This window comes from Pseudoalteromonas tunicata (genome assembly GCF_002310815.1).
GTDB classification, from domain to species: Bacteria; Pseudomonadota; Gammaproteobacteria; order Enterobacterales; family Alteromonadaceae; genus Pseudoalteromonas; species Pseudoalteromonas tunicata.
This window is the reverse complement of record NZ_CP011032.1, coordinates 2,988,111-3,012,902: the sequence shown is the minus strand read 5'-3', so window position 1 is coordinate 3,012,902 and position 24,792 is coordinate 2,988,111. Positions and strand designations below refer to the sequence as shown.

General features: G+C 39.4%; 25 protein-coding genes. 18 read left to right on the top strand and 7 right to left on the bottom strand.

Features of this window, described 5'->3' with window-relative positions; genetic code table 11:
• The first annotated feature begins 69 nt into the window (after nt 1-69).
• The 5 genes from PTUN_RS13735 to ung all read left to right on the top strand — a co-directional run bounded on the left by PTUN_RS13735 (nt 70) and on the right by ung (nt 6,071).
• On the top strand, nt 70-435 hold the full coding sequence (locus PTUN_RS13735; RefSeq protein ID WP_040643667.1) for a response regulator: 366 nt from the start codon (nt 70-72) through the stop codon (nt 433-435).
• Nucleotides 436-661: 226 nt separating this feature from the next.
• On the top strand, nt 662-3,079 hold the full coding sequence (gene thrA, locus PTUN_RS13730) for a bifunctional aspartate kinase/homoserine dehydrogenase I (RefSeq protein ID WP_009837529.1): 2,418 nt from the start codon (nt 662-664) through the stop codon (nt 3,077-3,079).
• An 8-nt stretch (nt 3,080-3,087) separates the two neighbouring features.
• Nucleotides 3,088-4,041, top strand: a complete 954-nt coding sequence (gene thrB, locus PTUN_RS13725; protein WP_009837528.1) for a homoserine kinase — start codon at nt 3,088-3,090, stop codon at nt 4,039-4,041.
• The gene (gene thrC / locus PTUN_RS13720; protein ID WP_040643666.1) at nt 4,028-5,311 is read left to right on the top strand and encodes a threonine synthase; all 1,284 of its coding nucleotides are present in this window, start codon (nt 4,028-4,030) and stop codon (nt 5,309-5,311) included. Before thrB ends, thrC begins: the two co-directional genes overlap by 14 nt.
• A gap of 103 nt (nt 5,312-5,414) precedes the next feature.
• On the top strand, nt 5,415-6,071 hold the full coding sequence (gene ung, locus PTUN_RS13715; RefSeq protein ID WP_040643665.1) for a uracil-DNA glycosylase: 657 nt from the start codon (nt 5,415-5,417) through the stop codon (nt 6,069-6,071).
• A 52-nt stretch (nt 6,072-6,123) separates the two neighbouring features.
• Here the strand turns inward: ung and PTUN_RS13710 are convergent, their stop codons facing one another.
• The 3 genes from PTUN_RS13710 to tal all read right to left on the bottom strand — a co-directional run bounded on the left by PTUN_RS13710 (nt 6,124) and on the right by tal (nt 9,073).
• Nucleotides 6,124-6,306, bottom strand: coding sequence for a DUF3545 family protein (locus PTUN_RS13710; protein ID WP_009837525.1), 183 nt, complete (start codon nt 6,304-6,306; stop codon nt 6,124-6,126).
• A gap of 179 nt (nt 6,307-6,485) precedes the next feature.
• Entirely contained in the window at nt 6,486-8,111 is a 1,626-nt protein-coding gene (gene pgi / locus PTUN_RS13705; protein ID WP_009837524.1) for a glucose-6-phosphate isomerase, read from the bottom strand.
• An 11-nt stretch (nt 8,112-8,122) separates the two neighbouring features.
• Entirely contained in the window at nt 8,123-9,073 is a 951-nt protein-coding gene (tal, locus tag PTUN_RS13700) for a transaldolase (RefSeq protein WP_009837523.1), read from the bottom strand.
• Between the two features lie 254 nt (nt 9,074-9,327).
• Between tal and yaaA the strand changes: the two genes are divergently transcribed.
• Nucleotides 9,328-10,104 carry a peroxide stress protein YaaA gene (gene yaaA, locus PTUN_RS13695; RefSeq protein WP_009837522.1) on the top strand — a complete coding sequence of 259 codons (777 nt, stop codon included), beginning with the start codon at nt 9,328-9,330 and terminating at the stop codon, nt 10,102-10,104.
• A 118-nt stretch (nt 10,105-10,222) separates the two neighbouring features.
• On the opposite strand, the gene PTUN_RS13690 is transcribed toward yaaA, so the two are convergent.
• Nucleotides 10,223-11,560, bottom strand: a complete 1,338-nt coding sequence (locus PTUN_RS13690; RefSeq protein WP_009837521.1) for a peptidoglycan DD-metalloendopeptidase family protein — start codon at nt 11,558-11,560, stop codon at nt 10,223-10,225.
• Between the two features lie 194 nt (nt 11,561-11,754).
• Between PTUN_RS13690 and tyrS the strand changes: the two genes are divergently transcribed.
• Nucleotides 11,755-12,957 (top strand): tyrosine--tRNA ligase, encoded by a 1,203-nt coding sequence (gene tyrS / locus PTUN_RS13685; protein WP_009837520.1) that lies wholly within the window; start codon nt 11,755-11,757, stop codon nt 12,955-12,957.
• A 68-nt stretch (nt 12,958-13,025) separates the two neighbouring features.
• On the opposite strand, the gene PTUN_RS13680 is transcribed toward tyrS, so the two are convergent.
• Nucleotides 13,026-13,517, bottom strand: a complete 492-nt coding sequence (locus tag PTUN_RS13680; protein WP_009837519.1) for an FKBP-type peptidyl-prolyl cis-trans isomerase — start codon at nt 13,515-13,517, stop codon at nt 13,026-13,028.
• 12 nt (nt 13,518-13,529) lie between these two features.
• Nucleotides 13,530-14,444 (bottom strand): tRNA-modifying protein YgfZ, encoded by a 915-nt coding sequence (gene ygfZ / locus PTUN_RS13675; RefSeq protein ID WP_009837518.1) that lies wholly within the window; start codon nt 14,442-14,444, stop codon nt 13,530-13,532.
• Between the two features lie 154 nt (nt 14,445-14,598).
• Here ygfZ and PTUN_RS13670 point away from each other — a divergent pair, with 154 nt between their 5' ends.
• Together PTUN_RS13670 and PTUN_RS13665 are read left to right on the top strand one after the other, a co-directional pair.
• On the top strand, nt 14,599-14,850 hold the full coding sequence (locus PTUN_RS13670; protein WP_009837517.1) for an FAD assembly factor SdhE: 252 nt from the start codon (nt 14,599-14,601) through the stop codon (nt 14,848-14,850).
• Nucleotides 14,843-15,241, top strand: coding sequence for a protein YgfX (locus tag PTUN_RS13665; RefSeq protein WP_009837516.1), 399 nt, complete (start codon nt 14,843-14,845; stop codon nt 15,239-15,241). The genes PTUN_RS13670 and PTUN_RS13665 overlap by 8 nt, the downstream gene beginning before the upstream one ends.
• Here PTUN_RS13665 and nadB read toward each other — a convergent pair.
• Nucleotides 15,238-16,851 (bottom strand): L-aspartate oxidase, encoded by a 1,614-nt coding sequence (nadB, locus tag PTUN_RS13660; RefSeq protein WP_009837515.1) that lies wholly within the window; start codon nt 16,849-16,851, stop codon nt 15,238-15,240. The genes PTUN_RS13665 and nadB overlap by 4 nt on opposite strands.
• Nucleotides 16,852-17,091: 240 nt before the next feature.
• Between nadB and rpoE the strand changes: the two genes are divergently transcribed.
• The 9 genes from rpoE (at nt 17,092) to recO (ending at nt 24,790) form a co-directional block, all read left to right on the top strand.
• Nucleotides 17,092-17,673: an RNA polymerase sigma factor RpoE gene (rpoE, locus tag PTUN_RS13655; RefSeq protein ID WP_009837514.1), complete on the top strand. Its 582-nt coding sequence runs from the start codon at nt 17,092-17,094 to the stop codon at nt 17,671-17,673.
• A gap of 12 nt (nt 17,674-17,685) precedes the next feature.
• Complete coding sequence (locus PTUN_RS13650; protein WP_040643664.1) at nt 17,686-18,315, top strand: sigma-E factor negative regulatory protein; 630 nt, start codon at nt 17,686-17,688, stop codon at nt 18,313-18,315.
• Nucleotides 18,316-18,319: 4 nt separating this feature from the next.
• On the top strand, nt 18,320-19,267 hold the full coding sequence (locus PTUN_RS13645; RefSeq protein WP_009837512.1) for a MucB/RseB C-terminal domain-containing protein: 948 nt from the start codon (nt 18,320-18,322) through the stop codon (nt 19,265-19,267).
• Nucleotides 19,264-19,713, top strand: coding sequence for a SoxR reducing system RseC family protein (locus PTUN_RS13640; protein ID WP_009837511.1), 450 nt, complete (start codon nt 19,264-19,266; stop codon nt 19,711-19,713). The genes PTUN_RS13645 and PTUN_RS13640 overlap by 4 nt, the downstream gene beginning before the upstream one ends.
• Before the next feature lie 69 nt (nt 19,714-19,782).
• A complete protein-coding gene (lepA, locus tag PTUN_RS13635) occupies nt 19,783-21,573 on the top strand; it encodes a translation elongation factor 4 (protein ID WP_009837510.1) in 1,791 nt (596 codons plus the stop codon).
• Nucleotides 21,574-21,587: 14 nt separating this feature from the next.
• Nucleotides 21,588-22,523 carry a signal peptidase I gene (gene lepB / locus PTUN_RS13630; RefSeq protein WP_009837509.1) on the top strand — a complete coding sequence of 312 codons (936 nt, stop codon included), beginning with the start codon at nt 21,588-21,590 and terminating at the stop codon, nt 22,521-22,523.
• Between the two features lie 3 nt (nt 22,524-22,526).
• Entirely contained in the window at nt 22,527-23,204 is a 678-nt protein-coding gene (gene rnc / locus PTUN_RS13625) for a ribonuclease III (RefSeq protein WP_009837508.1), read from the top strand.
• The gene (gene era / locus PTUN_RS13620) at nt 23,194-24,093 is read left to right on the top strand and encodes a GTPase Era (RefSeq protein ID WP_009837507.1); all 900 of its coding nucleotides are present in this window, start codon (nt 23,194-23,196) and stop codon (nt 24,091-24,093) included. The genes rnc and era overlap by 11 nt, the downstream gene beginning before the upstream one ends.
• A 1-nt stretch (nt 24,094) precedes the next feature.
• Entirely contained in the window at nt 24,095-24,790 is a 696-nt protein-coding gene (gene recO, locus PTUN_RS13615) for a DNA repair protein RecO (RefSeq protein ID WP_086009667.1), read from the top strand.
• The last annotated feature ends 2 nt before the right edge of the window (nt 24,791-24,792 follow it).

Sequence of the window (24,792 nt, the reverse complement as noted above, 5' to 3'; positions counted from 1 at the left end):
TTATTTTTTTGTTTAGACCTATGTTATAACTGTTTGCAGGTTTGTTTGATTTTTAGTTAAAAATAACTGATGAGATTCCCTATTTTAGTTTGTGATGATTCAATGATGGCACGAAAGCAAGTGGTAAGGCACCTTGCGAAAAATGCTGACTTTGATATTTATCAAGCTGCAAACGGCCAAGAGGCTATTAATATATTGGCACAGCAAGAAATTGGTTTGTTGTGTTTAGACCTTACCATGCCTGTCATTGATGGGGTCGGTGTGCTCGAATATATAAAAGAAAAGAAAATTGAATGTTTTGTTGTGGTTATATCAGCTGATATTCAACCTGAAATGAAAGAAAAAGTGATGAATTTAGGCGCGCTTACTTTTTTAGAAAAACCAGTTGCAACTGATGCACTTAATGATGTCATGCATAAGTTTGGCATTAGATAATCGTTTTTAAACAAAAAAGAAATAATTTATGCATTTTTTGCATCTTGACATCGCAAGGTGTTTTGAGGCAGTCTAAAGGCTATGAACAAATTTAATTCAGTACTAACCATTATTATTACAACCACCATCCTAACTGGATAGTGGCATGGGTCTGTACGCAAAATAAAAGGCCTGTGCTCACAAAGAGCGCAGGCCTTTTTTCGTTTTTGGGGATGAGGAAATTAATATGAAAGTTATGAAGTTTGGTGGGTCGTCACTGGCTGATTATGCTTGCTTAAAGCAAGTTGCTCAGTTAGTAAATGCTCAGTTATCGTCACAGGTATTGCTAGTATTGTCTGCTCCAGGTGGCATGACAGATAAGTTGGTTGAGCTGGCAGAGTTCGCTGAAAATGGTGTGGATTATCAAGTGCAGTGGGAAGCCTTGTTATCTCGCAGTTTAGAATTAAAACAACATGTTGAAAGTGCTGGTAGAGTCATTAGTAATTGGCCTGATTTTAAATTATTACAACAAAAGTTATCAGGTGTTTCGTTACTCGGTGTATGTCCAGATTCAGTGCGCGCGTTTGTTATTTCGTTTGGTGAACGTTTAAGTGTTGCACTGATGCAAGCATTGCTTAGTGAGCACAATCCTACATATTTGGAAGCAACTAATTGTATTTTATCTCGTGGTGGTCACTTAGATGCAGAAGCGAGCATTTCTTTAAGTACTCCTCGTTTTGCTGACCAAATGGCATTGGCACCAAGTCAAATTTATATCATGCCTGGTTTTACGGCTAGTAATGATGCGGGTGAGCTCACGACACTTGGCCGTAATGGTTCTGACTATTCGGCGGCGATTGCAGCTGCGTGCGTAAAAGCCGATGTATGCCAGATTTGGACTGATGTAGATGGTGTTTATAGTGCTGATCCTCGTTATATCAGCAAAGCAACAAAAATCGATAGTTTGTCATATAAAGAGGCAATGGAGTTATCGTATTTTGGTGCAAAAGTATTACATCCGAAAACAATTTTACCCTGTGCTAAAGCAGGTGTGCCATGTGAAATTAAAAATACCCATAACCCTGAAGCACCAGGCTCTTTAATTAGTGAAGTTTCAAGCGCTGAAGAGCCCGTAAAAGCATTGTCGAGTTTGCAAGACCTTGCAATGTTGACAGTCTCAGGCCCAGGTATGAAAGGCAAAGTTGGCATGGCTGCGCGTGTATTTACTGCACTTGCGCAAGATAACGTTTCAATTGTCTTAATTACACAATCTTCATGTGAATTTAGCATTAGTTTTTGTGTGCATGAAGCTGATTTAAATTTGGCATTAGATGCGCTTGAGGTAGCTTTTGAGCTGGAATCACAAGCAGGTTTAATTGAGCCGGTACAAGTTAAACGTGAGCTGGCTATTGTCACTTTGGTGGGGGACAATATGAAAGCGCACCGAGGCTTGGCGGCAAAGTTTTTTGCTTCTCTTGCACAAGCACAAGTAAACATTGTGGCTATTGCACAAGATTCAACTGAAAGCTCTATTTCAGCGGTTATAGATGGGGCATTATGTAACGATGCGGTAAAAGTGTGTCACGAAAATTTCTTTACCCATATCCCATCAATTGATGTGTTTTTATTAGGTTGCGGTCTAGTGGGGGCTGAGCTGATTAAGCAATTTGAAAAACAACAGCAGTGGCTTGAACAGCGTAATATCAAACTTAACCTATATGGCGTGGCAAATTCTAAACAATTGTTCTTGAACGAGGACGGCATTTGTTTACAAAATTGGCCTGCGCAATTGGCCGAATCAACCCAAAGCTTTGAGTTAGCAACACTTGAAGCGTTTGTTAAAGCGAATCATTTGATTAACCCGGTTATTGTCGATTGTAGTTCATCAAGCCAATTGGCTGATCAATATGTGTCGTTTTTGGCCGCTGGTTTTCATGTGGTTGCAGCGAATAAAAAAGCCAATACTTCATCACAAGCTTATTACCAGCAATTAATTCAAACTAGCCTAAAAAATAATCGTAAATTTTTATACGAAACTAATGTGGGTGCAGGCTTGCCAGTATTAGATAACTTGAAATTACTTTTAAGTGCCGGTGATGAGTTACTTAGTTTTAATGGTATTTTATCTGGTTCGTTATCGTATATTTTTGGTGCCTTACAAGACGGTTTAACATTATCTGAAGCAACATTACAAGCGAAGAAAAACGGTTTTACCGAACCTGACCCTCGTGATGACTTATCAGGGACAGATGTAGCTCGAAAACTGCTGATCATCGCTCGTGAATCAGGGCTTGAGCTTGAGCTTTCTGATATTGAAGTTGAGTCTGTATTACCTAAGGATTTTGCCAAAGGGGCAAGTGTTGATGAGTTTATGGCGCAATTACCAAGTTTAGATGTGGCATTTGGCGCAAAAGTACATCAAGCACGTGATGAAGGTAAAGTATTGCGTTATGTCGGCAGCATTGTAAATGGTCATTGTAAAGTAGGTATTGAAGCCGTTGCGGCCGAGCATGCACTTAATGATATTCGTGATGGTGAGAATGCCCTTGCAATTTTAAGTCAGTATTATCAACCTCGTCCGTTTGTCATTCGTGGTTATGGAGCGGGTGCGCAAGTCACTGCGGCTGGTGTATTTTCTGATATCTTAAAAATCGTATCACGCTAGGAGGTGTTATGTTTGAAGTTTATGCCCCAGCCTCAATTGGCAATTTTTCCGTTGGTTTTGATGCGTTAGGTGCGGCGCTTGCACCGATTGATGGTTGTTTATTAGGTGATGTGGTTCGTATCGAAGCTGCGGATGAAGAAAGTTTTGTTTGTAGTGGCCAATATGCGGCAAAGTTACCCAGTGCGGCACAAGAGAATTTGGCGTATCAGTGTTTAATGCATTTTCGCCAACATGTGGCGCCAGAAATGCCACCAGTACGCTTAGAGCTTAAGAAAAATCTACCTATTGGTTCTGGGCTCGGTTCGAGTGCTTGTTCAGTCGTTGCGACTTTTGCGGCTTTAGATAAATTTGCCAATACCCAATTGAGCCAAGTTCAATTGATTGAATTAATGGCCGATTTTGAAGCGATAGTGAGTGGTGGCCGTCACTATGACAATATTTCACCGTGTTATTTAGGTGGACTGCAGCTAACGGGTGATTTAATTCCAAATAAATCAATTAGTTTACCTGTAAACCCTGATTGGTATTATGTCGTCGCGTTTCCGGGCTTTAGTTTAAATACCGCCAAAGCGCGCTCAGTGTTACCTAAAGAAATTTCGCTACACGACAGTGTTGAGTTTGCCCAGCGCTTATCGGCGTTCACTAGCTTTTTATTAACGGGACAATATGAGTTAGCGCTGTCAATTATGGCTGATCATATTGCAGAGCCGCATCGTGCTGTGTTAATTGATGGTTTTGCTGAGGCCAAAGTTGCATTACCAGAACTTGGCGCCAAAGCGATGAGTATTTCTGGCGCAGGGCCAACACTGTTTGCGGTATGTACTGATTTAGTAACCGCAGAGCAATGCGCAGATTGGTTGGCGCAAAATTATATTAACGACCAAGGTTTTTGTCATATTTGCCAATTAGATAATTTAGGCACACGTGTATTAGAAAATGGAGCAAACAATGTTACTGCATAATTTAAAAGATCATTCAGAAAAAGTGTCATTTATCCAAGCGGTAAAAACAGGATTAGGCCGTGATCAAGGTGTGTTTTTTCCGGAAAATTTAACCCCAATCGCAGACATTGATGCCTTACTTGAACTGGATTTTGTCACCCGCAGTAGCAAAATTTTAAGTCATTTAATTGGCGATGAGTTATCAAGTGAGCAAGTAGCTGCCATGGTTGCTCGTGCATTTAACTTTGATTTGAAATTAGTTGAAGTTGAAAAAAACATATATTGTTTAGAGCTTTATCATGGTCCGACATTGGCTTTTAAAGACTTTGGTGGTCGTTTTATGGCTGAATGTTTAGCTGAGTTTAGCCAAGGTAATAAAACTACCATTTTAACTGCAACAAGCGGAGATACTGGCGCTGCAGTTGCACATGCTTTTTATAAAAAAGACAATATCGATGTCGTGATTTTATACCCTAAAGGTAAAATATCGTTAGCACAGCAAAAGCTATTCACTACCTTGGGTGAGAATATTCATTGTTATGCCGTTGATGGTAGTTTTGATGATTGTCAGGCGATGGTTAAAGCTGCGTTTTTAGATAATGAAGTGAAACAGCGTTTAGGCTTAAATTCGGCTAACTCAATTAACATCAGTCGCTTAGTGGCTCAAGTGTGTTATTACTTTGAAGCCTTGGCGCGTTTACCTAAAGCGCAAAGAGCGCAAGCTCACGTTTCAGTACCAAGTGGTAATTTTGGTAATGTTTGTGCGGCAATGATTGGTGCTGTGATTGGTTTACCTGCGGCGAAACTGTCGGCAACAACCAATCAAAATGACACCGTACCACGCTTTTTACACAATAAAGAATGGCAACCGGCTGCAACTAAAGAATCATTATCTAATGCAATGGATGTGAGTCGTCCAAATAACTGGCCACGAGTGCAATACATGCTTGATCACAACTGGTTTAGCTATGACAATTTTTACTCACACGCTATTGATGAGCAAACCACACAAGCCGCGATGCATCATTTAAATCAGTTAGGCTATTTAGCTGAGCCACACACGGCGATTGCTTATGAAGGGCTTAAACGTGACTTGGCCGCAGATGGCGTTGGGGTATTTTTAGCTACTGCACACCCAGCTAAGTTTAAAGAAAGTGTTGAAGGTATTTTAGATATTAAGTTAGAGATGCCAAAACCGCTGAGCGACGCACTGGCTAAACCGTGTTTAGCGGTTGATTTAGTTAATGATTATCATGTATTACGTGAAGCGTTATTAGTTAAATTAGGCTAATAAAAATGTTTTTAATCAAGCCAGCTCAGCTGGCTTTTTTATGCCTGCTATTTTTATCGTTTTGAGATTGGCATAATAGCGTGTCGATTGAATACAAGAGAATATTATGAATTGGTCTGAGTTTATTGCCCAAGAACAACAACATCCTTATTTAGCGGACACCTTAAGTTATGTCGCTAAGCGTCGTGAAGAAGTCGAGGTTTATCCCCCTGAAAATTTAGTATTTAGTGCGTTTGACTCAACTCCTCTTGCAGATGTAAAAGTGGTTATTCTTGGTCAAGATCCCTATCACGGAGCAGGCCAAGCCCATGGATTGTGTTTTTCAGTATTACCGGGTATTAAACCGCCTCCATCTTTAGTCAATATCTATAAAGAGCTCGCGACTGATATTGAGGGCTTTGCTATTCCAGAGCACGGTTATCTGCAAAAGTGGGCGCAGCAAGGGGTATTGATGCTCAATACCGTGCTGACAGTCGAGCAAGGCCAAGCGCATTCTCATAAACACCTTGGTTGGGAGCAGTTTACTGATAGGGTGATAGCTTTGTTAAATGCGCAATCACAGCCGATTATTTTTGTCCTTTGGGGCGCACATGCCCAGAAAAAAGGCAAAAAAATAAATCAAGGTGTACATAAGGTATTAAGTGGGCCGCATCCATCGCCACTTTCGGTATATCGAGGATTTTATGGTTGTAAGCATTTTTCAACCATCAATCAGTTATTGCAAGAGCTTGGGAATAAGCCGATTGATTGGCAAGTTTAAGCTAATTTAAGTTAATAAGATTAAAAAAGGCTCCATCGGAGCCTTTTAGGAATTAAAAATTAAGTTCTTCGAGTTCGATTTCGTGCGACCAATCTAGGTCTTGCAGCTCCTTGCGCAAGCGGTGCTTATCCTTTAGCGCCTCAATTTCTCGCCATTTTCTTTTTTGGTTTTTCGAGCTTTTCACTGTTGCTTCCGGACTTTCTAACAGAGTTAAAATGTCATCTAGATTATCCATATTGCGCTCCTTTTTTATTCGTAATCCCGAACGTAGCTATATCATAACAAGGTCAAAATTAAAACTATTAGATGTAGCTAAGGTTGCAAAAATATGAATGTTAAGTTACAGAGGGCGTTTTTTGGCTGAAAAAAGGAGAAATCAGAAACAAATTGTTCGTTTGTTTCTGATTTGTCAGATTATAAATTGATATGTTTAAGCAGTGCTTGAGTTGAAGGATCTAGTTGGCTGCTATTTTTTGTCGTTATGGCATTCATTAGCTGGTTACCTAATTGTTTACCTAGTTCCACACCCCACTGATCAAAGCTATTAATACCAAATAATATCCCTTGGCAAAATATTTTATGTTCGTATAAAGCGAGTAGAGCACCGACTGAATAAGGCGTTAAAGACTCGAGTACGAGCGTATTTGAGCCCGTATTACCTGGCATTGCTTTATGTTTGGCGAGTGCTTTTGCTTGCTCAGTTGGCATATTTGAAGCTATCAGCTCATCAAATGCTTGCTGCTCTGTTTTGCCTTGCATTAACGCTTGCGCTTGACCTAAACAGTTGGCAATCATCATTTTATGATGTTCTGGATAAAGTGTCTCACCTTTCGCCGGTACAATAAAATCAATCATTGCCTGTTGCTTACCTTGATGTAGCAATTGCATAAATGAGTGCTGACAATTGGTACCTTCAGCACCCCATAAAATAGGGCCAGAAGTTGCTATAGGGTCACCGATGGCATTAACGGATTTTCCATTACTTTCCATGTCGAGTTGCTGTAAGTAGGCGGGGAGTGATTTTAAACCATGGCTATAAGGTAATACCATAAGGTTGTTATAACCTAAATACACTTGTTGCCAGTAACCAATCAATGCCAGTAATACCGGCATATTTTGATTAAGCGGGGCTTGGCAAAAGTGCTCATCCATTGATGCAGCACCAGCGAGTAACTCGTCAAATGCTTTGCTGCCTATGCTTAGCGCTAAGGGGAGGCCAATTGCAGACCATACAGAATAGCGGCCACCAACAAAATCCCACAGTGGGAAAATATACTCAGGAGCAATGCCATATGCTTGGGCGAGCTCTGGTTTTGCAGTCAGTGCAACCCAATGCTTTTCAATCGCAGCTTGTTCTGGAAACTTGCCTTTAAACCAAGTCATTACCGCATTGGCATTTACTTGTGTTTCAATTGTGGTCCAAGATTTAGAGGCAACAATGACCAGCGTCGTTGCTGGATTTAACTTAGCTAATAATTGTTTGATCTGAGCGCCATCGATGTTAGCTAAATAATGAACGTTAATATTAGATGTTTGATATTCAACAAGGGCGCTTTGTAACATTTTAGGGCCAAAGAATGAGCCACCAATGCCGATGCTGATCACATCGGTGATCGGTTTATCGGTAAATCCACGTAAAGTCTGATTTAAGATCTTATCAACAAATGACAGCATGCGCTGTTTAGTTTGGTTTATTTCTTCTGCAATATCAGGAGCGTGAGAGCTTAATCTTTGACTATTACGCAGCGCAGTATGTAATACCGCACGTTGCTCAGTATGATTAATTTTTTCACCATGGAACATTGCATCTCGGGCTTGGCTAAGTTGCTTATGCTCGGCTAGTTCAACTAAGCTATCAAGCGCTTGTTGATTGATCCGTTGCTTTGAATAATCTAAATAAATGGGCGCGATATTTAATTGATAGATTTCTGCACGAGTTGGCTGCAATTGAAAAAGCTCCACTAAATGGAGCTTCTGCAAATCTTGTGCAGCATCCAACAAGCTATTGTGTAAGCGTTGTTCAATGCTGATGTGAGGCATTTTTAAGTCCTTTAAAGTTTTTTAAAGCAATTTTCAAGGTCGACTTGTGCAGCGGCAAATGCGCGAATACCTTCTGCTAATTTTTCTGTCGCCATAGGGTCTTGGTTATGTAACCAGCGAAATTGGCTTTCAGTTAATGCGTCTGGTTTATCAAATTGAACGGTAAATTTCTCAAGTTGATAGTTGGGTGCATCTGTCATATTTTCTAGTTCAGAAAGCAGAGCGGGGCTAATCGTCAATTTATCACAACCGCTTAATGCCAATATTTCGCCTGTATTGCGAAAGCTTGCACCCATCACAACGGTATTATAACCGTGCGTTTTATAAAATTCATAAATATTACGAACAGATTGCACACCAGGATCTTGTAGTGGATCGGTTGGTTTTTCCATGCCGTTAGCAACGTGCCAATCTAAAATACGACCAACAAAAGGAGAGATTAAGAATACGTTTGCATCGGCACAGGCACGGGCTTGGGCTTGGCTAAATAATAGCGTTAAATTACATTTAATGCCTTCTTGTTCAAGCACTTCAGCCGCTTTTATGCCTTCCCAAGTAGAGGCTATTTTAATAAGCACTTTATCTTGGCTTACACCTTCTAACTGATATAAAGCTAACAGCTCTTTTGCCTTTGCTATCATCGCTTGGCTATCAAAAGATAAACGCGCATCCACTTCTGTTGATATATAACCAGGCACGACATCGGCAATTTCTTTTCCGATTAATACCGCAAAATAATCACACGCTAACTCAACTTGTTTGGCTACATCAGATTGATGTTCTTTGGCATAGGCCCAAGCACGCTGTAATAAAGGTTGGTAAGCTTCGATTTTACTCGCATTTAATAATAAAGATGGATTAGTGGTTGCATCTTGTGGTTTGTGCTTTTTAATTTGTTCAATATCGCCCGTGTCGGCAACGATGGTTGATTGGGCTTTTAAAGCCGCTAATACTGCGCTCATGGGATTTCCTCATTCCAAAATTTACTTAACAATACGATTTGTTAAGTATTTTTGAATATACCTTAATACATTAATATTGCACTTAAATTAACGCGTTTTAACAGGCCAAATGTCCTCATTTTACAGAGAGATAAATTTTACCTGTTGGTGATGTAATGACAGTGTAAATTAGGAGGTATTTCAAACAAAAACGTGATTTTCATCACAATAAGTGTTGAAATTGACACTAAATAAAATACAAGTCAATAGTGATTATGATTACGGTTATTTCTCCAGCAAAAAATTTAGATTTTGAGACGCTACTGCCAACAGTGTTAGCAACGCAACCGCAGCTTTTAGATCATAGCGAAGAGTTAATGACAGTGTGCAGGACACTTACCCCCGCTCAGCTGAGCTCTTTAATGAAAATCAGTGATAAGTTAGCTGGGCTAAACGCAGCACGCTTTAGCGAGTGGTCTTTGCCTTTTATAAACGATAATGCCCGCCCAGCAGTATTTGCATTTAATGGTGATGTTTATGGTGGCTTAGATGCTCATTCATTAACACCGGAGTCGTTAGAGTATGCTCAAACCCATTTACGCATTTTATCGGGGCTATATGGTGTGTTAAAACCACTTGATTTGATGCAAGCTTATCGTCTTGAAATGGGCACCCGTTTAGCAAACCCAAGAGGAAGTAATCTTTATCAGTTTTGGGGGCGTATTATTGCCGATAAATTAAATGAGTTATTGGCACAGCAAGACTGCGAATACTTAGTTAATTTAGCCTCTAATGAATATTTTAAAGCGGTAGATACTAAAGTATTAAAAGCAAAAATCATTACACCGATTTTTAAAGATTGTAAAAATGGCCAATATAAAGTGATCAGCTTTTATGCAAAAAAAGCCCGAGGCATGATGGCACGATATATCATTGAAAATAAGATTACTGATTTAACTGGGATTCAGAATTTCTCAGAGCAAGGTTATTATTTTAGCCAAGAGCAGACTAAAAAAGCAGAAGAGCCCGTTTTTTTACGAGCCGAGCAATAGCACAAAAAGTTTGAAGTTCGTGTAAATAAAAAGCAGCTTTATTAAGCTGCTTTTTATTTTCGCCAATGATCAATTATTCGTGAAGCTGTTGATACCAGTGCGAAAATCAATAGTTTAATTAGTTTTGCATCGCTAAATATAAATCACGTTTTGAACTTAGCTGAGCTATTAAAGTATCTGCGTATGGCTTAAACGTCGCAAGTTCATTTTTTGCAAGAGACTCAGACTTTGGTAGTGCCACTGTTTTTGGGTTTCTATGAACACCATTAACTAAAAATTCATAATGTAAATGAGCACCTGTCACTCGACCTGTTGCGCCAACAGTTCCAATAATTTGGCCTTGTTTTACTTTGGTACCTGATTTCACATTACGTTTGTGAAGATGTAAGTATTTAGTAACATACTGGCTACCATGCTGAATAAACACATAATTACCATTGTATTTGCTATATCCAGACTCAATTACTTTGCCGTTACCTGATGCCATAACAGGAGTACCTGTTTTAGCCGCATAATCAATACCTCGATGGGCTTTCACTTGGCCTGTAACTGGGTGTTTTCGTTTTGGGTTAAAGCTTGAGCTAATATATTTAAAGTTAACAGGAGCGCGCAAGAAAGCTTTGCGCATGCTGCGACCCTCAGGGGTATAGTAATTACCATCATCATGACGAACAGCCGCAAAATGCTCACCTTGATTGATAAATTCAGCTGCAATCACTTCACCGGTGCCAATATATTCACCTTCAATGTATTTTGTCTCATAAATAAGAACAAATTGATCGTTGGTGCGAATGTCATTGGCAAAGTCGATATCCCAGCCAAAAATATCAGCAAAATTCATAATTTGCTTCTCGGTCAGCCCAGCTTCAATTCCTGCATTCCAGAAGTTGGTTTTAATTTGCCCAGCAGTAATTTGGTTGCGGGTTTCAATTTGTTTGCTGTCAATATGGCTGATTAATTGGTTGTTTTCATCTAACGAAACGAGCAATGTATCTGTTTGGTTTATTTGATACTTAAGGTGTGACAATTCTTTTTGTTGATTACTTGCCAAATAAAGCACTTCGCCTGGATGAATTTTTGTTAATGAATGAGTGTCATCATTTAAGTTAATTAACTTATATAAAGTTTGAGCCGAAAAGCCAGCTCGTTTGAATATGATAGCTAAATTATCGCCAGTTTTAACAGTGAAGGCTTTGTAGGTTATTTCAGGAGCTAAAGCAACGGGTTCTACAGTCGCTGTTTCAACTTCGCTCGATTGAGTTGATTGTTCAGCAGTTTGAGATAAATGTTGTAGGGTTAATTCGTAACGTTTGCCAACTTCAAGTTCTGTTTGGTTATTATCTTTTGAAGCTTTAGCTTTTTCAGACGTGGTTAAGATTAAGGTTAAAATAACCGAGAAAAATACAACAATGAGTATTTTGTGTTGTTGGGGTATTTTTTGCACCATAGTAACCATAATGGGCCTTATTCTTAATAAACGATACTATATAACAAAATTCAGCATATAACGAATATAACGCTATTACCAGTGGTTTGTGCATTTAAACTCCATAAATAATCAGTTAGAATCGAAAAATAATTGTGATGTTACAAAAGGCGAGTCTTTGTTTTTTGCAAACATTATCAGCTTTATATTATTTGGAGATTGCAATGGCTGATTTACAAGCCGCGTTAGCAGAAATCAAACGTGGTGCAGAAGAAATACTCATCGAAGATGAACTGATTGAAAAACTAAAATCAGGTAAAAAACTTAAGATTAAAGCTGGTTTTGATCCAACAGCGCCAGATCTTCATTTAGGTCATACAGTGCTAATTAATAAAATGAAAACTTTTCAGGACTTGGGTCATGAAGTTATTTTCTTAATTGGTGACTTTACAGGCATGATTGGTGATCCAACTGGTAAAAATGTCACTCGAAAGCCTCTAACTCGTGAAGATGTACTTGCAAACGCTGAAACATATAAAGAACAAGTATTTAAGATTTTAGATCCAGCAAAAACAACGGTCGCATTTAATTCGACATGGATGGAAAAGCTTGGTGCTGCTGGAATGATTAAACTTGCTTCTAATCAAACAGTTGCACGTATGCTTGAACGTGACGATTTCAAAAAACGTTATGCTGGTGGCCAACCTATTGCCATTCATGAATTTTTATATCCATTAGTACAAGGCTGGGATTCGGTTGCACTAGAGGCTGATGTTGAATTGGGCGGTACTGATCAGCGTTTTAATTTATTAATGGGTCGTGAGCTACAAAAAGTTGAAGGGCAAAAACCACAAACTGTTTTAATGATGCCATTGTTGGAAGGAACGGATGGCGTTCAAAAAATGTCTAAATCGTTAGGTAACTACATTGGTATTACAGATAGCCCAACAGAAATGTTTGGTAAAATCATGTCGATTTCTGATGACTTAATGTGGCGTTACTTCGATTTATTAAGCGCGTTGAGTATAGATCAAATTGCTGCGCTTAAGGCTGACGTAACAGCTGGTACCAATCCTCGTGATATTAAGATTAATCTTGCAAGAGAAATGATTGCGCGTTTTCATAGTGAAGCTGATGCAGAAGCTGCATATCAGGATTTTATTAATCGCTTTCAGAAAAAAGCGCTACCTGATGACATTCCTGAAGTGACGGTTCAAATTGAAGGTGATGTGATTTCTATCGCTAATTTATTAAAAGAAGCTGATTTGGTTGCAAGTACTTCTGAGGCGATGCGCATGATCAAGCAAGGTGCAGTAAAGCTTAATGGCGAAGAGAAAATCTCTGACAGTAAGCTAGAAATTCAAAAAGGTTCAGAAGCAATTTATCAAGTAGGCAAGCGTAAATTTGCAAAAGTAATTGTTGCTTAGTGTTATGTTTTTAAAACTATAATAAAAAGCCGCTATCAAAGCGGCTTTTTTATCAATAAAAGTCAGGATTAGTGACTATGGTCGTGGCCACAACCGCCAGGGCTATGAACATGGCCGTGAGCAAGTTCATCGGCTGTTGCTTCACGCACTTCTAGAATTTTAACATCGAAAGTTAATTCAATCCCCGAAAGTGGGTGGTTGCCATCAACAAGTACATCATCGCCTTGGATATCAAGTATCATCACCGTTTCTTCGCCATCATCCGTTGTTGCGCGAAATTGCATACCGATTTCAACTTCAATACCTTCAAACATCGATTTAGGTACTGCTTGCATTAGGCCTTCATGGCGCTCACCGTAACCTTCAGAAGGTGGCACGGTGACATTAAAAGCATCACCTACTTCTTTGCCAATTAGGGCGTTTTCTAAGCCTGGGATTAAATAGCCCGAACCAATGATCACTTCTAATGGCTCTTCATTCATAGAGCTATCAATCGCATTATTGTCTTTATCTATGACTGAGTAATGCATTTTTACAACAGCGTTTTGTGCAATTTTCATAAGGTTCCCGATTTAGTTGTCGCTTAATGAATAAGGTAGGGGTTGGATTGTGAACAGCATTGGCTGTTCGTGTTTACTTCGTAACGGAGTTTCAGGCGAAATATCGTTAGGTAAAACCACTAACGCAACCGCTTTTTTATCAATAGGATCGAAGGCACTGGCGATGATATGACCAGCGCGACGCCAATTTTCACCAAGCTGCTGTTCAACTTCATCACTGTTAATTGGGCTGTCACCTTGTGCTTGAATGATGTACATAGCGCGTTTATTTTTGCCCAAGTATTTCATTCTTGCGACGGTTTCTTGACCGGTATAACACCCTTTAGTAAAGCTGATGCCACCAATGGCTTGTAGGTTTACCATTTGAGGTACGTATTCGCCCACAGCACTGGTATTTAAGCTCGGTTCGCCATGTAAAATAGCTAAGCTTTGCCAAGTAAAATCGTTATCAAGCCAAATGGCGATATCGTTTAAAAAAGATTCAGGCGTATCTTTTACAATTAAAATGATGCGGTCGTCAGAAAGTTTTATTGCATGACCAAATTGAAATGCAGCGCTGTTGCCTTGAAAGTTAATGTTTAAGGCTGCTAAAGCGGGTTGTAAGTTATCACCAAATAAACCAATTAATTTGAATTCGGTATTATGGCTAATGGTAACTTTGGCAAATACGGCATACTTTTTTAGTTCCGCTAAGCTTTGCTCAAAAGAGTCGGCAGAAGTAATTGAGAAGTAACTGTCGTTGTGGGCAAATAATTTATGTACCGCCCAGAGTTTTCCTTTGCCACTGCAGTGACCAGCCCATAACATTGTTTCATGGTTGATGAGATTAATATCTTGAGTAATTTGACCGTGTAAATACGATTTTTTATCCGCACCAGCAAATTCAATGAGCTGATCGCTAAGTGAGCATGCAAAAATTTGAGACATAAATAATTAAGCCATGAAATAGAAGAGTGCTAATAGTAACGTATCTCAACTTGATAATTAATACTTGATTGATTAAATCATTAAGATAGTGTTTTGGTATTATAAATTAACTAAGTTTTTGGTAGAATCGGCGCACAACACAACGAGGTAGCAAATGACAGAGTTAAATAATAAAGCGCGATTACGTTGGGCATGTCGCAGAGGTATGTTAGAGCTAGATGTTTTGTTAATGCCCTTTGTTGAAGAAGGTTATGACGCATTATCAGCAGAAGATAAGGTTATTTTCCAACATTTATTAACTCAAGAAGATCCTGAGTTGTTTGCTTGGTTTATGGGTCATGAAACAGCTAAAGATCCACAGTTAAACTATATGGTTAAGCTTATTCTAAACCGAGTCCGTGTATAGAATTGCTTTTAGTGCCAATAATCAATTGCCTACTTTTATAGTGGGCTTTTTTATTGTGTTGGGTAGTTTGTTTTTATTGCTTGCAACCTCTTTCTTCCACGCCATTTTTTTATTGTGTTCAATTGGCTTTGCATTTTATTTTAGCTGGTTACAGTTAATTAAAAGTACCCCAAAGCAAGGTGCGCTTTTGCTATTAGAAAATGGCGATATTGAACTGTTAACAGAGCAAAGTTCACTTCACTTTCAAATGCTTAAATCAAGTTTTTCAACAGATACCGTGGTGTTTTTACATTTAAAAAGCCAGCAAAAGCGCTGGCTTATAATTTTCCGTAGTAGTGTTAATGCCGCCGATTATGCTCGTTTACGACGGCATTTAAATCTCCAAAACTAAGGTTTTTTCGTATTAGGTTTTAAAATTGTAGGACCAGATTGCTCAGCCAAGTTAGGATAATCTAAAGTGTAATGTAAGCCTCGGCTTTCTTTGCGCTCTAACGCGCAGCGAATAATCAGTTCGGCAACTTGTGCTAAATTGCGTAACTCTAATAAATTATTGGTCACTCTAAAGTTGGCATAATACTCCTGAATTTCTTGTTGCAGTAATTCAATGCGCCTTAATGCGCGCTCCAAACGTTTTGTGGTGCGCACTATGCCAACATAGTCCCACATAAATAATCTGAGCTCATGCCAATTGTGAGTAATAACAACTTCTTCATCTGAATTGCTAACTCGACTTTCATCCCAATCAGGAATGGTGACTGGTTCATTGACAAGAGACAACTTCGCCATAATGTCTTTTGCAGCAGCTTGAGCAAATACAATACATTCGAGTAACGAATTGCTCGCCATGCGATTTGCACCATGTAATCCTGTATAAGCCACTTCACCAATAGCATAGAGGTTATCTAAATCGGTTTTGCCATTAAAGTCAGTCATTACGCCACCACAGGTATAATGTGCAGCAGGTACAACAGGAATAGGTTCTTTTGTGATATCTAAACCTACGCTTAAGCATTTTGCATAAATGGTAGGGAAGTGATCGATGATAAAATCATCATCTTTGTGAGAAATGTCGAGGTAAACGCAATTAGCCCCTAAACGCTTCATTTCATAATCAATTGCACGTGCCACAATATCACGAGGAGCTAGCTCTGCTCTTTCATCAAAGTCAGGCATAAAGCGGCTGCCATCAGGGCGTAATAGATAAGCACCTTCGCCGCGCATCGCTTCGGTAATTAAAAAGTTTTGTAATTCAGGGTGATATAAGCTGGTAGGATGAAATTGGTTAAATTCCATGTTCGCAACGCTACAGCCTGCACGCCAAGCCATTGCAATACCATCTCCTGAGGCAACATCTGGATTTGATGTGTATAAATAGACCTTACTTGCACCACCAGTAGCCAATGCGACAAATTTAGCACTTATGATTTCAACTTGTTCTAACTCGCGATTCCAAACATAAATGCCGTGACAATGTTTACCCGTTAAACCTAATTTATTGGCGGTGATTAAATCAATAGCATTATAACGCTCTAATAAAGTGATGTTTTTATGTTCTTTAACCCGGTCAATTAACGTTGTTTGTACTGCCTTGCCTGTTGCGTCAGCGGCGTGCAAAATTCGACGATGGCTATGACCGCCTTCTCGGGTTAAATGATAGCGTTCTTTACCTTGTTGATCGCGTTCCATATCAAATGGCACGCCTTGCTCAATCAGCCATTGCATACATTGTTTTGCATTACTGGCTGTATAATGAACGGCTGCGCGATCGCATAAACCGGCACCAGCATCTAAAGTATCTTCTACATGGGATTCAATGCTGTCATCTTTATCAAATACAGCAGCGATGCCACCTTGTGCATACAAAGTTGAGCCTTCTTTTAGCGGACCTTTGCTTATCACTACAACATTGCAATGATTAGCTAAGGTTAAAGCAAGTGTTAAACCGGCAGCGCCGCTACCAATAATGGCAACGTCAGTATTGTGGTGTTTTTTTTGGTTCATGTAAGTGATACTTAGGGTTACAATGCAATTTCAACGAGCTTCACAATAAATACTTGTTCAAGAAATTGCTAGAGAATTTACAGTTGGCGCTCGTTTTCAGCCAAGGTTCATCTAGCATTGACAAGTATTTTAAAAAAAAAAACGTAATAACAGAACTTTTTATTTTTTAATGAGTCTTAACTAACGTTCAATAAGCACAAATTAAAGAGTAACAAGTAAACAATAGGAGTACCGGCTCGAATGAACGAGCAGGATTTAGATTTAGCGCTAGTAATAAAAGTGCAGCAGGGAGACAAAAACGCTTTTAATTTGTTGGTCAGAAAATATCAAAACAAAGTGGCCAGTTTGATTTCTCGATATGTATCAAACCAAAGCGATGTAGCTGATGTTGCACAAGAAGCCTTTATTAAAGCGTACCGTGCAATTCCTGGCTTTCGAGGTGAAAGTGCTTTTTATACCTGGCTTTACCGAATTGCTGTTAACTGCGCAAAAAACTACCTTGTTGCTCAAGGACGCAAACCGCCCGCAAATGATGTTGACGCTGAAGAGGCTGAATATTATGAAGGCGCATCGGCTATGCACTCTAATGCGTCGCCTGAAAATTTGCTGATGAGTGATGAAGTAAAAAAAGTAATTTACGATGCAATCAATAATTTGCCTGAAGACCTAAAAACCGCGATAACCTTGCGTGAATTAGAGGGTATGAGCTATGAAGATATAGCCGTTATTATGGATTGTCCGGTTGGAACTGTGCGTTCAAGGATTTTCAGAGCGCGTGAAGCAGTTGATTTAAAATTAAACCCATTAATAAATAATGCATAGGTGAATTTTAGTATGACCAAAGCACCCTTAACGCAAAATGAGCATTTGTCAGCGTTACTCGATGGTGAAACGCCTCTGACAGATCAAATTTTGACTGCCGAAGATCACAAAACTTTTGAGCGCTACGCGTTAATCGGTGATGTAGTCAAAGCTGAGCAGCAAACCGATATTTTTATTGATATAGCAGACCGTGTGGCGCTAGCACTTGAACATGAACCTGTCTATGGCGATTTTAGTGGTCAACATCAAGCTACAGACAATTCAGTTAATAACGATAAACTAACCGATAAGAACGAAAATAATGTTATTTCTATTAACTGGAAAAAACCATTGGGCCAAATTGCAATTGCAGCAAGTGTAGCGCTCGTTGCCATTATTGGAGTACAAAGTATTCCTAATGGTCAAAATGATCAAATGATTGACTCACTGCCAATGTTTCAAACAACACCTGTAGGGGGAATTGCATCTCCTGTGAGTTATTCCACAGAACCAGCGCTTGCCAATGCCAAGCAAGGTTTACGTGAGTTACAACAACAGCGTATTGGCGCTTTAGTACTTGAACATCAAAGACAAACGCGTATTGCAAGTCAGGCGCAAACTGATGATAATCAAGAGAAGCCACAAGCCAAGGATTCAAACTAATTAGATGAGAGCTCTCGCTTTAATATTTTCGCTCGTTATTTTTTCAACTAATCTTGCTGCGACAGAAGAAGAAAGTGCCAAAGATCTCCTTGAGAAAATGGCACTCACCGTCCACTCAAGTAACTTCGATGCCTCATTTGTTGTTGTTAAAGGAAATGCCATGGAGCCTTATCGTTGGCGCCATGGTCAATACCAACAAACTGAATTAGAACATTTGAGCCTGCTTAATGGAGCAGGGCTTGAAATTATTCGTATTAATGATCAAGTTACTTATTTTGAGCCTCAGACGCCTCCTTATTCAATTAATTCACGCTCAATTTCTGGCCCTATTCCTGATATATTATTTCATGATATCAGTGTATTAGAAGGAAGTTATAGTTTTGTTCTTGGTGGCAAAGGCCGTATTGCAGGCCGTTCGGCGCAGCTAGTGCGCATTGAGTCTAAAGATAATAATAAGTTTAATTATTGGATTTGGCTTGATTCACAATCATCGATAGTTTTAAAAGCTGCTTATGTTAATCAGCAGGGGGAAATTATTGAGCAATTACAATTGACTAATGTGACCTTTTCAGAACAACCCGCAGCAGATTTAATTGAAATGAGTCAGAAACAATTTCCAACACCATTACCGTTGCAAGAAGTGTCAACAGAGCTTGGTAAATGGCAAATTGGTTGGTTGCCGCAAGGATTTAATCTGATTAAGTCTGATCGCCACAATTTAAATTTAAACAATGAACTGGCCGATTACTTTTTATTTAGTGATGGTTTGGTTGAAGTGTCGGTGTTTATTCAAAGGCCACTTTCATCAATGCGACGCAGTACGGCATTAACTTCTGGTGCTACAACCGTGTTTGTCCATAATGCTGAAGGCTTTGATGTTTCTGTTGTTGGGAATATTCCAGCTGCTGCCGCCAAAAATATTGCTGAGTCTGTACAGCGTCCAAATTTATGATAGAACAAACTCTTACCGTAGTGTCAGTAAAAGGCACTACCGCAACGCTAAAACCGCAAGCTAAAAAAGCCTGTGAAGGCTGTAATGGTAAATGTGGCTCGCAAATTTTTGCCAAATTATTTGGTAATAAAGAAGCCTTATTTGATTTTGACTTTCAACAACAACTTGAGCCAGGTCAGCAGGTTTTGTTTGGGCTTGATGATAGTCATGTTGTTAAAAGCTCATTTTTAACTTATTTGTTACCACTTCTATTTGCAATTGCTACCGCTATTTTTGCAGCTGAAGTATTATTTTTACCTGAGGGTTGGCAGATTATCCTTGCATTTTCAGCTGGTTTTGCTGGTTACCTTTGCGCCAAGTTTTATTTAAAAGCGGTGAAACACCATATTGAAGTGATAAAAATTTATCCAATTAGTTCAAGTCCAGCGCAAATAGATGGTGATTAAGTCTAATTAATTGTAAAATTCCCTTTTTCCATTAATCGTTCACTTAATTAGAAGTCTTGAATCCAGTTTATGAAGCATATCCGTAACTTTTCAGTAATTGCCCACATCGATCACGGCAAATCGACCCTTTCAGATCGTTTGATTCAATACTGTGGTGGTTTAACAGACCGAGAAATGCAAGCTCAGGTTTTAGACTCCATGGATATTGAGCGTGAGCGTGGTATTACCATCAAAGCCCAGTCTGTAACGTTAAATTACACCGCAAAAGATGGCGAAACATATCAATTAAATTTCATCGATACGCCAGGTCACGTAGATTTCTCATATGAAGTATCACGTTCTTTAGCTGCATGTGAAGGTGCATTACTGGTTGTTGATGCAGGCCAAGGCGTAGAAGCACAAACAGTAGCAAACTGCTATACCGCGATTGAAATGGAACTAGAAGTTATTCCTGTTCTTAATAAAATCGATTTACCACAAGCAGAGCCTGAGCGTGTAGCGGAAGAAATTGAAGACATTATCGGTCTTGATGCTATGGATGCGGTACGCTGTTCTGCTAAAACAGGTGTTGGTATTCAAGATGTACTTGAAGTTATTGTTGCACAAGTTCCACCTCCGGTAGGTGAACCAACTCAACCATTACAAGCGTTGATTATCGATTCATGGTTCGACCCATATCAAGGCGTTGTATCATTAGTACGTGTTAAGCATGGTGAACTGCGTGCTGGCGACAAAATTAAAATTATGTCCAATGGTCAGCTTCATAACGCTGACAAAGTGGGGATCTTTACGCCAAAACAAACTGAAACCAAAATTTTACGTACCGGTGAAGTTGGGTTTGTTATTGCTGGTATTAAAGAAATTCATGGTGCACCTGTAGGTGATACCATTACATCGGCACGTAATCCAGCTGCTGAAATCTTACCCGGCTTTAAAAAAGTACAACCGCAAGTTTATGCAGGTGTTTATCCAATTTCATCAGATGATTACGAAAACTTCCGTGAAGCTTTATCTAAATTAAGCCTCAATGATGCCTCGCTATTTTATGAGCCAGAAAGCTCAACTGCATTAGGATTTGGTTTCCGTTGTGGTTTCCTTGGTATGTTACACATGGAAATCATTCAAGAGCGTTTAGAGCGCGAATATGACATGGATCTTATTACAACTGCACCAACGGTAGTGTATGAAATCCTACTCAAAAATGGCGAAACCATTAAGATAGATAGTCCTTCAAATTTACCACCAATCAGCAATATTGCTGAAATTCGTGAGCCAATTGTTGAGGCTAATATTCTAGTACCACAAGAGTATTTAGGTAATGTAATTACGCTTTGTATTGAAAAGCGTGGTGTGCAACACAAAATGTCGTACCACGGCAAGCAAGTGGCGTTAACGTATCACTTACCTATGGCTGAAGTGGTGATGGACTTCTTTGATCGTTTAAAATCAACAAGCCGTGGTTTTGCCTCACTTGATTACAATTTCCTGCGTTTCCAAACATCAAAAATGGAACGTGTTGATATTCTAATTAATGGCGAACGAGTCGATGCGTTGGCAATTATTTGTCACCATGAAAGTGCACAATCTCGTGGTCGTCAATTAGCTGAAGCTTTAAAAGAGTTAATTCCTCGTCAACAATTTGATATCGCAATTCAAGCCGCGATTGGTGCGCACGTTATTGCCCGCACCACAGTGAAACAGTTACGTAAAAACGTAATTGCAAAATGTTACGGTGGTGACGTAAGTCGTAAGAAAAAATTATTACAAAAACAAAAAGAAGGTAAAAAGCGCATGAAACAGGTTGGTAATGTTGAAGTGCCGCAAGAAGCTTTCTTAGCAATCCTCAAAGTAGGTAAATAAGGAAAACAGTTAATATGGCTGGTTATTTTTCAATTTTTTTAGTGTTATTAACTCTAACTTCTGGGTTAATTTGGTTAATCGATCACTTGGTTTATGCACCTAAACGTCAAGCGCGTATTGCACTTGCACAGGGCGCAAATAGTGCCATGTTGGATGATGAAACTATTGCACAAATTGCACCTCAACCGGCCATAGCGGAAACTGCTCAATCTATTTTTCCTATGATTGCGGCTATCACTATTTTTCGTTCATTCTTTTATGAACCATTTCAAATACCATCAGGTTCAATGATGCCAACTTTATTAGTGGGTGACTTTATTCTGGTGGAAAAATTTGCTTATGGTGTAAAAGATCCGGTTTGGCGCACTCAGTTAATGGATGTGTCTGACCCTGAGCGCGGCGATGCAGTTGTATTTAAATATCCACTTGATACGAATGTTGATTTTATCAAGCGTGTTATTGGTTTACCGGGTGATACCGTGGTTTATCGTAATAAACAACTTTATATCAAGCCTAAATGTGAAGCAGAACAAACCGAAACATCAGGTTTAAATTGTAATGAATTTAACAAACTTGAAACTCAGCTGATTAATCAAGATGAGTTCTTTTCAGAAGGCGTTGCAGAAGCTCGTTTAACTGAAAACTTGGCGAATGTAAGCCACGATATTTTAATTAACCCAGCTCGTCCTGAGCAGAAAATGGCATATTACCAACAACCAGGCACTCGCATTGATGAGTGGGTTGTGCCGCAAGATAGTTATTTTGTGATGGGTGATAACCGCGATAACAGCAAAGATGGCCGTTTTTGGGGATTTGTTGATAAAGAGAAGTTAGTCGGAAAAGCTGTGTTTATATGGATGAGCTTTGAATTTGAACAAGACCCAGACAGTATCTTACCAAGCTGGGTTCCAACAGGGGTTCGTTTTGAGCGCCTAGGAAGTATTCAATAACTAATGAACAAAAATGTAACTGATTTATATACTAAAATAGGCTACACCTTCAACAACGTTGCGTTGTTGGAGCAAGCGATGACTCATCGCAGTCATAAAGGGCAGCATAATGAACGGCTAGAGTTTTTAGGCGATTCAATTTTAAGCTTTGTAATCGCCAATGAGCTTTATAAACGTTTTCCAAAAAGTCGCGAAGGTGACTTAAGTCGAATGCGTTCAACCTTAGTTCGTGGTCAAACTCTTGCGGAATTTGGCCTAGAATTTAACTTAGGTGATTATTTACGCTTAGGTCCAGGTGAGCTTAAAAGTGGTGGTTATCGCCGCGAGTCAACCTTAGCCGATGCTGTAGAGGCAATTATTGGAGCTGTCTTTTTAGATTCAGGCATAGACACCTGCAGTAATTTGATCTTGAGCTGGTACAAATTTCGTCTTGATGAGATTTCACCAGGATTAAACCAAAAAGATCCAAAAACCTTATTACAAGAGTATTTACAGGCGCGAAAATTACCGTTGCCAAACTATACTGTTATCGATACCAAAGGACAGGCACACAATCAGTCATTTACCGTTGAATGTGTTGTAGAAGGCATGAACAGTATTGTTTCTGTCGGTAGTTCACGCCGTAAAGCCGAGCAAAAAGCGGCTGAAAAAGCATTAAAGATTATTAAACATGAATCCTAAAACACATTGCGGCATGATTGCCATTGTTGGCCGTCCAAATGTTGGTAAATCAACAATTTTAAATGAAATTGTTGGCCAAAAAGTCAGTATTACATCGCGTAAAGCGCAAACTACGCGCCACCGTATTATGGGGATCCATACTGAAGGTGATTATCAAGCGGTGTATGTCGATACTCCTGGTTTACATATTGAAGAAAAACGCGCCATTAACCGTTTAATGAACCGTGCTGCGGCAAGCTCAATCAGCGATGTTGAGTTGATTATTTTTGTGGTTGAAGGGACGCATTGGACTGCTGATGATGACATGGTTTTACATAAAGTAAAACAAACAGGTCGTCCAGTTTTGTTGGTGATTAACAAAGTAGACCAAGTTAAAGAAAAAGAAGAGCTATTTCCTCATTTACAATGGCTCGGCGAGCAAGCTGATTTTGTTGCGATTTTACCTGTCTCGGCAACGCAGGCTAAAAATATCGATTTAATTAAAGATCAAGTTCGTAAGTACTTGCAGCCAAGTGAGTTTATTTTCCCTGAAGATTACGTTACTGACCGTTCAACGCGCTTTTTAGCGGCTGAAATTGTGCGTGAAAAGCTGATGCGTTTTATGGGCGAAGAATTACCGTATTCTGTCACTGTGGAAATTGAACAATTTAAATGGCAAGAAAACGGTGTTTGGCATATTAATGCCTTGATTTTAGTTGAGCGTGAAAGCCAAAAACGCATGGTGATTGGTAACAAAGGCGAAAAACTAAAAGTGATTGGCCGCGAAGCACGCAAAGACATGGAAGAAATGCTCGATAATAAAGTATTTCTTGAGCTTTGGGTTAAAGTGAAATCTGGCTGGGCTGATGACGAGCGCGCCCTTCGTAGCTTAGGTTACGGCGAAGATTAATGTGATTCAAGAGTTCTATCATGCATATCTGATCCATCGACGTCCATTTAGTGACTCGCAAGTGATGCTCGATATGCTGGTAGAAAACCTTGGTCAAATTCGCCTGCTTGCCCGGTTAAAAGGCAAGCAGGCGGTTAAACACAGTGCACAACTGCAACCATTTCAAACCTTACTGATCCGCTTTTCAGGTCAAGGTGACCTTAAATACCTCACCCAATTTGAACTTGCTTCCAATATTGCCGATATTCAATTAGCTGGCAAAGCGCTTTATTGCGGTTTTTACCTCAATGAATTATGCAATCGGATAATTCCTATTAATGAGCCGATCGATTTAGCTTATCAACTTTATCAGCAACATTTGCAAGCATTGACCACATCGTGCGACGTTGAGCAAACTCTGCGCTCATTTGAATATCAGTTATTAGAATTGCTAGGTTATGGTGTTGATTTTAATTATGATGCACAAGGTGATCCAATTGAGGCCGCAGCCTTGTATCTGTATGTTGATGAACAAGGTTGGTGTAAGCAAAATACAACGCACAGTGGGTTTCGTGGTGAGCAACTCATGGCATTTAGTCAATTAGATTTTTCTCAGCCACAAACCCGTTTATTAGCTAAACAATTTGCCCGTTATTTATTAAAGCCATTATTAGGCGAACGAGAATTAAAAAGCCGAGAGCTATTTCTACCAAGGTGATG